This is a genomic window from Aeoliella sp. (assembly GCF_965227375.1).
GTDB lineage: Bacteria > Planctomycetota > Planctomycetia > Pirellulales > Lacipirellulaceae > Aeoliella.
On sequence record NZ_CBDDFX010000001.1, the window covers coordinates 1,115,650 to 1,127,857 of the forward strand.

Annotated in this window: 13 protein-coding genes; 7 read left to right on the forward strand and 6 right to left on the reverse strand. The window is 58.2% G+C overall.

What is annotated here, in order from left to right; translation table 11 throughout:
• The first annotated feature begins 4 nt into the window (after positions 1 to 4).
• Together dnaE and ACQK2L_RS04645 are read left to right on the forward strand one after the other, a co-directional pair.
• A complete protein-coding gene (dnaE, locus tag ACQK2L_RS04640) occupies positions 5 to 3,607 on the forward strand; it encodes a DNA polymerase III subunit alpha (RefSeq protein ID WP_425395758.1) in 3,603 nt (1,200 codons plus the stop codon).
• A 134-nt stretch (positions 3,608 to 3,741) separates the two neighbouring features.
• Entirely contained in the window at positions 3,742 to 4,161 is a 420-nt protein-coding gene (locus ACQK2L_RS04645) for a hypothetical protein (protein WP_425395759.1), read from the forward strand.
• Positions 4,162 to 4,315: 154 nt separating this feature from the next.
• Here the strand turns inward: ACQK2L_RS04645 and ACQK2L_RS04650 are convergent, their stop codons facing one another.
• A complete protein-coding gene (locus tag ACQK2L_RS04650) occupies positions 4,316 to 5,020 on the reverse strand; it encodes a hypothetical protein (RefSeq protein ID WP_425395760.1) in 705 nt (234 codons plus the stop codon).
• Positions 5,021 to 5,127: 107 nt separating this feature from the next.
• On the opposite strand from ACQK2L_RS04650, the gene ACQK2L_RS04655 reads away from it, so the two are divergent.
• The gene (locus ACQK2L_RS04655) at positions 5,128 to 5,433 is read left to right on the forward strand and encodes a hypothetical protein (protein WP_425395761.1); all 306 of its coding nucleotides are present in this window, start codon (positions 5,128 to 5,130) and stop codon (positions 5,431 to 5,433) included.
• A 29-nt stretch (positions 5,434 to 5,462) separates the two neighbouring features.
• Here the strand turns inward: ACQK2L_RS04655 and ACQK2L_RS04660 are convergent, their stop codons facing one another.
• The 3 genes from ACQK2L_RS04660 to ACQK2L_RS04670 all read right to left on the reverse strand — a co-directional run bounded on the left by ACQK2L_RS04660 (position 5,463) and on the right by ACQK2L_RS04670 (position 7,687).
• Complete coding sequence (locus ACQK2L_RS04660) at positions 5,463 to 6,734, reverse strand: hypothetical protein (RefSeq protein ID WP_425395762.1); 1,272 nt, start codon at positions 6,732 to 6,734, stop codon at positions 5,463 to 5,465.
• Positions 6,735 to 6,948: 214 nt separating this feature from the next.
• Positions 6,949 to 7,341: a hypothetical protein gene (locus ACQK2L_RS04665; RefSeq protein ID WP_425395763.1), complete on the reverse strand. Its 393-nt coding sequence runs from the start codon at positions 7,339 to 7,341 to the stop codon at positions 6,949 to 6,951.
• A 124-nt stretch (positions 7,342 to 7,465) separates the two neighbouring features.
• Positions 7,466 to 7,687, reverse strand: coding sequence for a hypothetical protein (locus ACQK2L_RS04670; RefSeq protein ID WP_425395764.1), 222 nt, complete (start codon positions 7,685 to 7,687; stop codon positions 7,466 to 7,468).
• Positions 7,688 to 7,774: 87 nt separating this feature from the next.
• On the opposite strand from ACQK2L_RS04670, the gene ACQK2L_RS04675 reads away from it, so the two are divergent.
• Both ACQK2L_RS04675 and ACQK2L_RS04680 read left to right on the forward strand, forming a co-directional pair.
• Complete coding sequence (locus tag ACQK2L_RS04675) at positions 7,775 to 8,203, forward strand: DUF4826 family protein (RefSeq protein ID WP_425395765.1); 429 nt, start codon at positions 7,775 to 7,777, stop codon at positions 8,201 to 8,203.
• Positions 8,204 to 8,274: 71 nt separating this feature from the next.
• Positions 8,275 to 8,604, forward strand: a complete 330-nt coding sequence (locus tag ACQK2L_RS04680) for a DUF2004 domain-containing protein (protein ID WP_425395766.1) — start codon at positions 8,275 to 8,277, stop codon at positions 8,602 to 8,604.
• A 567-nt stretch (positions 8,605 to 9,171) separates the two neighbouring features.
• Here the strand turns inward: ACQK2L_RS04680 and ACQK2L_RS04685 are convergent.
• Positions 9,172 to 9,402 carry a hypothetical protein gene (locus tag ACQK2L_RS04685; protein ID WP_425395767.1) on the reverse strand — a complete coding sequence of 77 codons (231 nt, stop codon included), beginning with the start codon at positions 9,400 to 9,402 and terminating at the stop codon, positions 9,172 to 9,174.
• Positions 9,403 to 9,805: 403 nt separating this feature from the next.
• Here ACQK2L_RS04685 and ACQK2L_RS04690 point away from each other — a divergent pair, with 403 nt between their 5' ends.
• Positions 9,806 to 10,225 (forward strand): secondary thiamine-phosphate synthase enzyme YjbQ, encoded by a 420-nt coding sequence (locus tag ACQK2L_RS04690; RefSeq protein ID WP_425395768.1) that lies wholly within the window; start codon positions 9,806 to 9,808, stop codon positions 10,223 to 10,225.
• A gap of 3 nt (positions 10,226 to 10,228) precedes the next feature.
• Here the strand turns inward: ACQK2L_RS04690 and ACQK2L_RS04695 are convergent, their stop codons facing one another.
• Positions 10,229 to 11,272, reverse strand: a complete 1,044-nt coding sequence (locus ACQK2L_RS04695) for a hypothetical protein (RefSeq protein WP_425395769.1) — start codon at positions 11,270 to 11,272, stop codon at positions 10,229 to 10,231.
• Between the two features lie 226 nt (positions 11,273 to 11,498).
• Here ACQK2L_RS04695 and ACQK2L_RS04700 point away from each other — a divergent pair, with 226 nt between their 5' ends.
• Positions 11,499 to 12,203: a hypothetical protein gene (locus tag ACQK2L_RS04700; RefSeq protein ID WP_425395770.1), complete on the forward strand. Its 705-nt coding sequence runs from the start codon at positions 11,499 to 11,501 to the stop codon at positions 12,201 to 12,203.
• Positions 12,204 to 12,208 lie beyond the last annotated feature (5 nt).

Genomic DNA, 12,208 nt, shown 5'->3' on the forward strand with positions numbered 1-12,208 from the left:
TGCCATGGATGCGCCTCCGTTTGTTCACCTGCACTGCCATAGTCATTACAGCCTGCTGGATGGAGCCAGCCCGATCAAGAAGCTGGTGAATCGCGCCAAAGATCTGGGCATGAACGGCCTGGCGCTCACCGACCATGGCAACCTGTACGGCGCGCTGGAGTTCTATCGCACCTGCAAAGACGCCGAGATCAACCCCATCATCGGCTACGAGGCCTACATCGCGCCTGGCAGCCGGTTCGACAAGGGCGGCGCATCGAGCAGCAAGGAGGCCAGCTACCACCTGACGCTGCTGGCGCAGAATCGCACGGGGTTCAAGAACCTGGTGAAGATGGCCAGCAGCGCCTTCCTCGAAGGCTTCTACCACAAGCCCCGCATCGACAAGGAGCTGCTCGCGGCGCACAGCGAGGGCATCGTCTGCCTCAGCGGGTGCGTCTCCGGCGAGCTGAGCCGCAACCTGCTCTCGGGCAACTCGGCCGACGACGCGCTGAAGCGCGGTACCGAGGTCGCCGAGTGGTTCCAGAAGGTGTTCGGCCCGCGGTACTACCTGGAGATTCAGGACAACGGGGTCGACATCCAAAAGATGGCGATGGAGCTGACCATCCACCTGGCGAATCAGATCGGCGTGCCGCTGGTGGCCACCAGCGACGCTCACTACGTGAATCGCGAAGACGCCGAAGCGCAGGACGTGCTGCTGTGCATCAACACCGGCAAGTTCCGCACCGACGCGGGGCGGATGAAGATGGAGGGCGACGAGTTCTTCCTTCGCAGCCCCGAGGAGATGTTCGCCGCCTTGCCCCAGCACGCCGAAGCGTTGGGCCGCAGCCAGACGATCGCCAACTCGGTCGACATCGACCTGGAACTCGGCAAGCGGTTCTTCCCCACCTTCACCGCTCCCGGCAACACGGATCCCGACATCAAGGCTAGCGAAGCCTACCTGCGCGAGCTGGTGATCGATGGCCTGAAAGAACGCTACGCCGATGCGCCGCATCGCTGGCAAAACGACGATCCGGCGACAGGCGAATTGTCGGACGAAGTGATGGCCCGCATCGACCGCGAGTTGAGCGTGATCAACAAGCTCGGTTTCCCGGATTACTTCCTGATCGTGTGGGACTTCGTCCGCTTCGCGGTCGAGAGCAACATCCCCTGCACGGCACGTGGATCGGGCGTCGGGTCGATTGTTTGTTTCGCGCTGAAGATGAGCCACGTCTGCCCGCTGGAGTACGACCTGCTGTTCGAGCGGTTCCTCGACGAAAGCCGCCTGGAAGCCCCTGATATCGATATCGACTTCTGCAAGCAGCGCCGCGGCGAGGTGATCCAGTACGTCAAGGACAAGTACGGCGAGGCCAACGTCGCCCAAATCGGCACGTTCGGCACGCTGGCCGCGCGGGCGGCCATCAAGGACGTCGGCCGCACGATGTCGATGCCCATTTTCCGCGTCGACCAGATCACCGCGATGATTCCCGACCAGCTCGGCATCAGCTTGGACAAGGCGCTCGAAACTTCCGACGACCTGAAGACCGCCTACGAAGGCGACGCCGAAGTTCGCGAGCTATTGGACCTGGCGCGGAAGATCGAAGGCCTCGCGCGGAACGTCGGCACGCACGCCGCCGCGGTGGTGATCGCCAAGGAGCCAGTCAGCGAGTACGTGCCGCTGCAGCATGTGAAAGGCAAAACGGAAGTCATCACCCAGTGGGCGATGGGCGACGTGGAAGCGGCCGGGCTCTTGAAGATGGACTTCCTGGGCCTGCGGAACCTGACGATCCTCGCCCGCAGTATCGACCTGATCGAAGAGTCGACCAGTGAGCGGATCGATCCCTACAAGTTCCCTCTCGACGACAAGGAGTCGTACGCGCTGCTCTGTCGTGGCGAGACGAAGGGTATCTTCCAGCTCGAGTCGGGCGGTATTCGCGACCTGTTGCAGCGGATGCGGCCCGACAACTTCCGCGACATCATCGCCACGGCCGCGCTCTACCGCCCCGGTCCGCTCGAAGGCGGCATGGTCGACCAGTACATCGAGGTGAAGCACGGTCGCCGCCCCGCCGAGTATCCGCACCCCGTGATGGAGGAGGTGCTGGAAGAGACGCACGGCGTGATGGTCTACCAAGAACAGGTGATGCGGATCCTCAACCGCCTGGGTGGCATCGGCCTCAGTGAATCGTACAAGTGCATCAAGGCGATCAGCAAAAAGAAGCTGCCGATCATCGCCAAGTTCCGCGAAGAGTTCCTCAACGGCGCGCAAGAAAAGGGCCTCGACAAGAAGAAGGCCGAAGAGCTGTTCGGCATGATCGAGAAGTTCGCGGGTTACGGCTTCAACAAGTCGCACTCCACGGCCTACGCCCTGATCGCCTACATGACCGCCTACCTCAAGGCGCATTACCCGGTGCAGTTCATGGCGGCGCTGCTGTCGGGCGACATTCCGGGGCGGAACTTCAAAAGCAAGGACTCGTTGGTCGAGCACCTCGAGGACTGCAAGCGGATGAACATCGAAGTCGTTCCGCCCGACGTGAACACGTCGTTCGACGACTTTGCCGTGCGCGAAGGTAAGATCCTGTTCGGCCTGTCGGCCATCAAGAGTTGCGGCGGCGGAGCGGCCGAGGCGATCGTGGCCGCCCGCGAGAAAGACGGGCCGTTCCGCAGCTTGTTCGACTTCTGCGAGCGGGTCGATCCCCAGTCGTGTAACAAGGCGACCGTCGAAACGCTGATCAAAGCCGGTGCGTTCGACTCGATGGGCGCCGAACGCGCCCGATTGATGGCCGGCGTCGAGCGGGCGATGCAGTCGGGGGCTTCGGTGCTGGCCGACCGTAAGAGCGGTCAGAAGGGCCTATTCGACGAAGTTGACGAGCCCGAAGAAGCCGACGCCAGCGTCGACCTACCCGACGCCAAGGCGTGGGAAGAGAAGGAGATGCTGGTCTACGAGAAGGAAGTGCTCGGCTTTTATCTCTCGAGCCATCCGCTGGCCGAGTTCGAGCAGGCGCTCCGCACCTATACCACGCACAGCAGCAAGACGGTCAGCAGCCTGGAGCATCGCACCGAGGTGGTGCTGGGCGGCATGCTGGCGGCCATCAAGATGAGCCACACCAAGAACCCCAAGCCCGGCATGCCGAGCAAGTACGCGATGTGGGACCTCGAGGACCTCGACGGCATCGTCCGCTGCATCATGTGGCCCGAGCAGTTCGCGCAGTTCGGCGACCACGTGGTGTCCGACGCCATCGTGGGCGTCACCGCGGTGGTCGACCGCCGGCCCGGCGCGGAGGAAGTGAACCTGATCATCAACGAACTGATGCCCATCGAGCAACTGGCCGAGCGCTTCACCAGCGGCCTCTCGGTCCGCGTGGACGAAAAACGCCACGGAATCGAAACGCTCGGCACCCTGAACGAAATCATCCGCGGCTACCCCGGCCCCAAGGCGTTGCGCCTGCAACTGGTGCTGGAAGACGGAACCGTGGCCAGCCTCGAAAGCGGCAAGAAAGTCGACATCAACCCCGAACTCCGCCGCCGCGTGGACGAACTCCTAGGCCCCGGCAACGCCCAACCAATCGGCTCGCCACCGAAGGCGACCGCGCCGCAGAATGGGAATGGGCGGGGGCGGAAGCAGTTTGCTCGGTAGGATAGTGTTCGGCGGTTGACATAGACGGACTCATTGACACGCGAGGTTCGTCGCCACGGATTTTTTACGCATACTGGCTGGTCTTTGTGGGAAGATTGACTACGCGCGCCTTTGAACATAGGGGATAGTCTGCGATGGTAGACCTCGTCTTCGAAACCAAGTACGAGCTTGGCATGAAGTTGCGAGGCTCGATTAGCGTCCCACTTGAAGCTGCGAAGACAATCGCAACGGATCGTGCTTCGAAAACTGGATTTGTTGGTGATCGTGAATTGCTGGAGTGGATGAATTCGGTAACCAATGCTGACGACCGTGTCATTGTTCCTGCGGACAAACGGGACAGAATGGACTATGTCGTGGCGGATTTGATCGATTGCCAAGGTGATGTGGCGGTCTCTTGCCGATTGTGCAAGTCGTGCGTCGTGCTGCCGGATATCACGATCGAGGAGAAGGACTTCAGCACCGAGACCAGCAGCATGCGAATGGGGTTTGCAGGGAACTTGTATTCGTGTCCTAACAATCACGGCTTGCTATTCGTCGTGACAAAGATATTCTGAGCCTCGTTTGGTGAATGGGATTGTCGCATCCACAGTGGTCGAGTGCTAGATGCAGGGTACGTCCGGCCAAGTCAATCCGGTATCTTGGTTAACTCCGTCCTACTCTCAGTTGGCGCGTGGAAGAGGGCGTGTTGGTAGCCGAGTATAGGAACATCTACGACGAGGGCATGTCAATTCGCAGCGTGTGCAATAACACTTCCATTGCCGACTCGTCGAAATCGGCTAGTTTGGTATGCCCCAAAACTACGTTCGCATAGCCGCCCGGCACGCTCAGTAGATATTCAATGTTCTTGCCGGCAGCAACACCCCTATCCAGAATTGTATGCTTGGTGCCCCTTACACTTTCAAAAGCTACGTCTTCCGATGTGAGCGTCATTTTCAGAGGGGGAGGGGCGGACCAGTGCGCGAATTCCATGCGGCGGGATTCTAAATCGACCTTATCAACTGCGGTGATGATCGCAAAGACTTCGCCGCATGTTAGTTCGAGTTGCGAAGGACTGTGCGTTGCCTTCCAACCTGTCGGCAACTCGAATGAAATGGTCACCTCTTTGTTGCCAACGTCCGAAGAATCTAGCAGTTCATCGAGCAAATGTGGTGGCGAGTGCATAAACCCGAGAATCCAGTACGCAGGATTTGTGGCATCGCCAGTGGTAACCAGCCAATGCTCCAGCAGGTCCCGATCACCTGTCAAAACGTGTTCTGCATCTAGCTCATCGAGCCCTTCGATACGCTCCAGAATCGCGTCCATCAGAGGCGAGGGATCCACATCGTCCCAATCTTCTGGCGGCAACTTAACCAAGATTGATAGGAAATGCTGCAGATACTGTAATTGAGTTGGCAATGAAGAAATCGATGCCATCGGTTTCGTGCTCGATATGCGTTTCCACCACCAACGTCAGAATCGCAGCCCAGAGTATACAGATTATCGATTGCGTACGCTAATCGCGGCCTGTCCAAAAGCAAGTTATGTCACACCAGAAGCAACAACGTCAGCCACTGCGAAATAGCGGCTTGTCCGCGGATCGCCCCGAAGTCAAAAGCGCATTCAGGGCAGCGGTGAAGTCGTGCGCTTGCCCGGCGTGCGGCCTAGAGTTCACCGACGCCGCCGACGACTGGGGAAATGCGTGGCGCGAGGGCTACGTCGACTGTATTCGCGAAGGTGGGTCCGACATTCGAGACGGGCCGTACAAGCTCAAGTGCGAGATGTGCTCCCGTCGATCGATGTACAACGTCTTCGCGAGCGCGGTTAGCTTGGTGCCGGTAGTTCAGTAGGGCGTGTGATTCCATTTGATGGCGAGAAGCTACCTGTCTCGCTCGGAAACAACTACTTCTGTCCGTGACAACTCATGCCCATCTTCATCTTGTACGGCTATCTGATAGCGGGCGGGACGAAGCAACAATACTGGCCGCGGTTGCCCCTTGCGCAAAACAACTTGGTCAGCGGGAACTGCTCGCTGTTCTTCACCATCGTAAAACGCTTGTACAAGCAAGTTCTCCGTCGAGGCAACTAGATTCTCAGGAATTTCAAGCACGACACGTGTCTCGTCAGCGAACATCCAACTAGGGCGACCTTGTTCGCCGACTATCGGTGGATGATAGACTTGGATGTCGACAGCATCAGAAAAATGGCCACCAACATAGCATTGACCTTCAGCGGTGGAGAAAACAAGTGAGCTACTCTGAGTTTCTGGGAAACGGCGTAGCTGTGTTGTCTGGTCGATCGTCAATGGATCGAGACCTGTCTCCACCTTTAGGCGGGCTGCCAGCCACAGTATTTCAGCGTCCCCCGCTTTTTTTCCTGCCTCCATCACGTGGTCGTGCCCCACATGCAAAACTAGCTTGGCCGCTGCATCTACTTTGAAAATCTTATCCATCAGATTGTCGCATTGCTGTTTCTCGCGATTGTTTATCTGCGCGACAGGGTCGGTAGGGTGCCCACTAGTAGTGTTTCCTAGATTGATTGCTTCGTACGACACGGGAGTATATCCCATTTCGAGAACATCGCGTATGAGCTGCCCAAATGCAGGTTCAACTGAATAAAAACCCGTTGAAAGCACGGGATAAGTTCGATGTTTGAGCTGCTGAGCGTCTTCACTTAACGTCTCAAACGCGTAGTATCTGAAGCCCTGGGTTCGCAACTTCTCCGCTAGCCGAGCGATGAACCGTCGGTGCTCCGGAGAATCATGAGCCTCGTTGATGATTACTATACGCTTTCCTTGTGCCTGCTCAGCAATAGCATCAATGCCCCGCCTTGGTCGAAACTCAGGGGGCGGGCTTACAACATTATTTTTCCGCGCAGTGCTGCGGAGTTGGTGCGTCTTTTGCCACTCCCCGACAACCGAGTAAAGAGTAGCGAGCATGTCGGATGCCAAAGTTTTCTCTATCGAACTGTTCTCGATGCTGCGAATGGCGGCCAGTGGCTTACCTTGGGAAGCTAGTGTAAGGGCATATTGAACAGCCTCCATGCCGTCGTTCTTCTGCGGCTTCGTTTCTTGAGCCAGCAACCGCGAACTTGGTACCAACAACGTCAACAAGACGGTCAATTGAATTCGTAGAACTCGTTGACTTTTCATGCGATTGCGTCCGAGGAACTTTACACACTGAGTCGAAAATTATCTCAAAAAGAACAGAAGCAGGGAATACCTCTATTAGAATCGTAAGTGAGACAGCCACTATCTATGGTCGACCTAATTTCTAGTGCTAGCTAAGTGCTCCTGGTCGCTTGCCGGTCGACTGGCCAGAGGAGGTGTGGCTGGCCTACGAAGATTGGGTGTTGCGATCACGGCCCTAGAAACACCACTCATGCAAGACAATGAGTTCCCCGGTCTCCGGATTCTCGGCAATCAAGAACAAGTCAACGCCTTCGATGCGCCCGTTGCCATAGCCGGGGGTGGCGTACCAATTGCAGTCGGCTTCGACGCAGTGTTTCCACTGCTGGGGAATATTTGCGAAGAAATTGGAGGCCTCGGGGTGGTTGGTAGTCGTCGCTTCCAGGGTGTATGCATCGAACAGCCGCTGGCGGAGCGGTGAGCCGGGCTGGATGCGCCACATCGACGCATGGTCGATGAACTCCCCCAGACCAATTGGCACGACGTCGTCTCGGAGCGATTGGTCGTCGCCAATCAACGCGACGAGCGAACGCGGCCACTGGTCGAAACTGCGGTAGGGGGCCAACTCCAAGCGCCCTTCGTGCTTGTTGGTACAGCATCGCTACGCCGCCACACAGAAGTGCAGCCACGCACATGGCGATCAGCAGGCTCTTGAGCGAAAAGTGGAAACGCTTGGCCATCGAATTCCGTATTTGCTAACGATAGATGCGGATCGAGTTGACTGTTCGCGGCTTCTTGTTGAAGAGCACTTCGTCGCCGGGTCGCAAATCTTCTACCTTCTGCCCTTCCCCTACCGGCGCGAGGCACGTCATTTCGCTTCGCCAGACGAATCCGACCCCATTGTCGAGTTCAATGATGAACATGGTTGGCGACGCTTGTTCCATGTGACGGACGTCCCTGATAATTGCATTGGCCATGGTGATGTATGATAACGGATGCCGGGCACGTTCAGGGAGATACTTGGCGGGTCCACCTCAAACAACTTGGCCTAGTAGTACGTACGCATGACTGACGAAGAATTCCGCGAATGGAACGCCAAGCAACGAGGCGTCATCGCTACTTATCTAGAGAAACAGGGAATTCGGGCGCCAAACATTGGAGAGTGGCCTGCGTTTGAGATGGCTCCCCACTTTGGCATCTGGTGCATTGAGTCGCAGAAGCAAGCGGGGAAGATTGGTTGGTGGGCATTTGCAGGCGACTGCCCGACCGACTATGTTTCGGAACGTGGCGAATGCCACCCGCGATCTGCGTTGCGCGAGCTTGTCTACAACTGGGAAGGCTACGCTGCCCATATGGTGGAAGGTTGCCAACCTCCTGATACGACTTTTGAAACGGCCGGACATGATCTACGCGAGCTTGGCGACCTCCTCGAACGTCGAGTTGGTGTCTTGAAAGACTGGCTAGCAACAGATGAATTGTGGGAGGATCGTTAAAGGTGTCACGCCGACTCGTGGTAGGGTAGGATTTACCCCAACAGATCCATGTTTCTTGGAGCGACTTCGCCATGACTGAAATCGAACGACGCCAAGCAGCCGCTCTGGCCGCCATCCGAACTGCCTTCGGCACCGCAGAGGATCAGTACGGAGCGACGCTCTTCGTCAGTCATCACCTGACTGAAATCGACGACGCCTATTGGCAGGAGCATCTGCAGTCGTCGTCCCCCGAGCCGGTCAGGGTGCTCGACCTCTTGGTGTTTCAATCGCATTGGAGCGAAGACGACGACGAAGGATTGGACACGTTCGACTTCACGCTCCCCGGTGATGTGACCAATTACGTCATCAGCGTCAGCTTCAACGAAGACGGGAAGGTCGAAGAGATTGTGATGGAGAGTTAGGCTGGGAACTGGGCTCGGCGGTTTTCATCCCGCGTGTTTGCCAGAAATCGGCGGTGTAAACAAATCGCGGTTGAAGTCGCGCGCCTGCGTGATCTAATGGGTGTGCGGCGGTCTGTAGATACCGTCGCCAGACGGCGGATGTCTTGCCGGTAGCCGCGGGTAATGCGGTGATGATACAGGCCCCCACCCTAGCCCTCCCCCAAACGATTTGGCGGGAGGATAGTGATTGGTTGGGGAGCGTTCCCCGCGCCATATCGCCCGGGGGAGGGAATGCAGGCGCTCGTTCGCCGGAGCGCCGACTATCGGTTTTGCCCCAGTGTGGAACATGCGGGGAACAACGCGGAGGGTTTTGTCGCACCGCGCGAATAGTTGGATCGAGAAAACAAGGGATTTTTGAAAAGAGGTGGCCCAAAACGGTTTGGGGTTTTGGGCCAATGGATCGAATGTTGGGACAAAACGGACAAACAAAACGATGAGATTGACGAATCACGTTGACAACCGCGCATGAAAAAACCGCTGCCTTGTGGACAAGGCAGCGGTTGGTGTGGGTTGCAAGCTCGCGGCGGTTTAGTCGCGAGGACGCACAGCGCCGGTCAGGCCGCTGTAGTCGAAGCGGTCTTCTTCGTGCCACAGAGGATGGCCCTGGCGAACGCGCTCGGCGAGGATCTCCAGTTTCTCCGCCGATCCTGCGGGAGCGGCAGTGGGCTGAAACGTGTCGTCGACGCGGGGCACGAAGTCTTCGTCGTGACCGTACTTCAGGATGGCGTCGAACACATTGTCTAGTTTGTTGTCAGGCATGATAAAATCTCACAATTCCGATACAGGAGCCAGCTATGGGGGCGGGATGGTGGAGCCGGCTTTTAGGTTAACCCGTCGCAGCCGCCAAGGTGAACTCACACCGCTGCGTGGGATGAAGAACTGGTTAACTTTGAACGCACGATTATTACTGGCGAAATCTGGAAGTCAAGTTTTTACAAGGGTCCAAAAACCAACTTTTCCCGCCTTTTTTCGCTCAAGCTGGTAAAGCGTAGCGAATGGCGAAAAATGGAGACTTTGCCGCGAAAAGGCAACCCAGGAAGTGTGGATTGCCGCCGCAGTTGAACCACATTCGCAAGGGCGAACGGAGGGCCGTACGCCCCGGGAAATAAGCACATTTTAACAACCCGAGATTACACCTAAAAGCAAAAGGTTCCGAAAATCGATGCCTTGGACTCAACATACCCTGCAGTTTGCCGCGAAACGTCGCGGCTTCCATCTGGTGACCCACGAAATCGTAGCGCAGATACCGGAAATCGGCGAGCTGCGCATGGGGCTGCTCAACCTGTTTCTCCAGCACACATCCGCAAGTTTGACGATCAACGAGAACGCTGATCCGGACGTGCAGGTCGACTTAGAAGCCTCGATGAACGCGATTGCGCCGGAGTCGTTTCCGTACATCCACACCTGCGAAGGCCCGGACGATATGCCGGCTCATGTGAAAAGTTCGCTGCTGGGAGCGTCGCTCACCGTGCCGGTGCGAGATGGACGCTTGGCGCTGGGCACCTGGCAGGGGATCTACCTGGTGGAACACCGCAACCATGCTAGCACCCGCAGGGTGGTCGCGACGCTGTGGGGAGAGTGATGGTTATGGGCTAGGGGCTGGGGGCTTGGGATCGTTGGCGGTTTGCTCGACATCTTCTTTGCCCAACCCGAACCAGCGGCCCACGGTGCTGGCGGCCTGGCCGACGAGTTTGCCGTTGAGCAGATCCTCGGTCACGGTGCTGCGGTCGGTGGAAAAGTTCTCCCACACCGCTGTGATGTATGGCTGGCTCACGTCGGCCAGCGTGGTGTAGTAGCCACGAGTATGGATATCGGTAAGGGCGTTGCGGTAATGGTCGACCACGATGCGATCCAACAACGAGCCGGCGATCGTCACGCCCGACAGCGCGCCTTGGGCGACTTTTTCGGCGCGGTTCAACGCGTGCAGGGTCATCGCACCGGACACTTCGAGCAGCGTGACGTCTTCGCCCTGGGCGACCTCGTTCATGTCGCGCCACAAGCGATCGATCTCGGCAGCAGGCAGGACCTTGGTGGGGTCGATCTTGCGAACCGACGCGGTGGTGTCGTTGATCGCCTGGCTGATGCCGTCGACCGACAGTGGCGGCGTGTCGAACACTTCGGCGCCGACCGACGACGACTCGCGGATGGCGGCGAGCAAGTCGCTGGCGTGGTCGATGGTCGAGTTCTCGTCGATCACGCCTTCGCGTTTGAGTTCGACCGCCAACTCCTTGAGGTAAGTTTGCGAACCATAAGCAACATCGCTGACCACCGCGAGCAACAGGGCAGGGGAGAGGTGCAGCGTAGCGAGGCTGGCCATTTCGACAAAGCCGCCGACGGTCTTCTTGGCCACGTAGCCTTCGATTTTGGGAGCTTCGTCTTCGCCACCTTCGTGCTTCACTCCGCCGATGTCGCTGGTGAGAAAGTCGAGCCCTTGCTGCACCACGATCTCGTAGCTCTTGGAACTGCGAAACGCTTGCGGCACCAGCAGGTTGGCTCCCTCGCGAACCACACCACCAGCCACGCCTGCGGTGCTGCGGAGGGCACGTTCGGGCAGGCTCAGCGAGTAGAGCAAGTAGTCGTGGACGCTACGTTCGGTCGGTTCGGGCGTCGGTTCTGGAGTTGGGGGCATGGTGGTCCTTTCTCGCGGTTCGGCCTTGGTCGAGGTATTCATCATAGCGAATTTAGCGGTTGGGAAATTGCCCCACGGGCGGGGAAAGGTTGCTCCGTCGCCCGGCGGCGAGCGAAGTCTTGCGAGTTGTTCGCCTCGAGTGCGCCGCTATTGGCCTGGGAAGGTATAATTCCTACCAGGGCATCCAGATTGCCAGCGGCTTCCTCCCACCAAGCGGGTAGCAACCATGCCGGACGAAATCGAAAAACCTGTTGCTTCGGCGGCGCTGGACGCCACGATTCAACGGAACGCCGAGATAGTGAAGCGGGGGCGCAAGCGGCGGGCGTTCCTGGAGCGGCTGGGGCTGTCGCTGCCGGTGACACCGGCCGACGTGAAGCAGGCGTACTTCGAAAAAGCCAAAGAGGCGCATCCCGATCACGGAGGCGACTCCAAGGACTTCATGGCCTTGCAGGAAGCATTCGACGAAGCGTTGACGTTCGCCCAGCGCAACGGGAAGCGGCTGCCTTGGATCGGGGTGCAGATGCCATTGTACATCGCCCAACGCGAAATCTTACGATTGGTAGCGTCGTGGGGTGGCGAAGTCGAAGTGCAGCAGATGAATTGGTTGGAGGAAACCATCGGCGAGGACTTCACCGCCATCGCCGATCGGTTGGTGGAAATCAACCTCACCGGGTGCGAGGTAGGCGACGCCGAGTTGCTAGCCCTGGCGGATCAGGCCGATGGCTTGAAGTACCTGGAAGTGTTGCGACTGGCGAACACCAACGTTGGCGATGCGGGCGTGCTGAAGGTGACCGCGGTGAGCAACCTGCGATACCTCGACGTGCGCGGCACAGCGGTCAGCGGCTCGCTCCGCAGGCAACTCGCCCGACTGCCGCAGATGAATCGCGTGGAAGGCGCAGGGGGTTGGTTCGACTGGCTGCCTTGGCGGTAGCGCTC

Excerpts from the sequence above, each read along its gene's own strand:
- dnaE (WP_425395758.1), top strand. The coding sequence starts at position 5 with ATGGATGCGCCTCCGTTTGTTCACCTGCACTGCCATAGTCATTACAGC.
- ACQK2L_RS04645 (WP_425395759.1), top strand. The coding sequence starts at position 3,742 with ATGGTAGACCTCGTCTTCGAAACCAAGTACGAGCTTGGCATGAAGTTG.
- ACQK2L_RS04650 (WP_425395760.1), bottom strand. The coding sequence starts at position 5,020 with ATGGCATCGATTTCTTCATTGCCAACTCAATTACAGTATCTGCAGCAT.
- ACQK2L_RS04655 (WP_425395761.1), top strand. The coding sequence starts at position 5,128 with ATGTCACACCAGAAGCAACAACGTCAGCCACTGCGAAATAGCGGCTTG.
- ACQK2L_RS04660 (WP_425395762.1), bottom strand. The coding sequence starts at position 6,734 with ATGAAAAGTCAACGAGTTCTACGAATTCAATTGACCGTCTTGTTGACG.
- ACQK2L_RS04670 (WP_425395764.1), bottom strand. The coding sequence starts at position 7,687 with ATGGCCAATGCAATTATCAGGGACGTCCGTCACATGGAACAAGCGTCG.
- ACQK2L_RS04675 (WP_425395765.1), top strand. The coding sequence starts at position 7,775 with ATGACTGACGAAGAATTCCGCGAATGGAACGCCAAGCAACGAGGCGTC.
- ACQK2L_RS04680 (WP_425395766.1), top strand. The coding sequence starts at position 8,275 with ATGACTGAAATCGAACGACGCCAAGCAGCCGCTCTGGCCGCCATCCGA.
- ACQK2L_RS04685 (WP_425395767.1), bottom strand. The coding sequence starts at position 9,402 with ATGCCTGACAACAAACTAGACAATGTGTTCGACGCCATCCTGAAGTAC.
- ACQK2L_RS04690 (WP_425395768.1), top strand. The coding sequence starts at position 9,806 with ATGCCTTGGACTCAACATACCCTGCAGTTTGCCGCGAAACGTCGCGGC.
- ACQK2L_RS04695 (WP_425395769.1), bottom strand. The coding sequence starts at position 11,272 with ATGCCCCCAACTCCAGAACCGACGCCCGAACCGACCGAACGTAGCGTC.
- ACQK2L_RS04700 (WP_425395770.1), top strand. The coding sequence starts at position 11,499 with ATGCCGGACGAAATCGAAAAACCTGTTGCTTCGGCGGCGCTGGACGCC.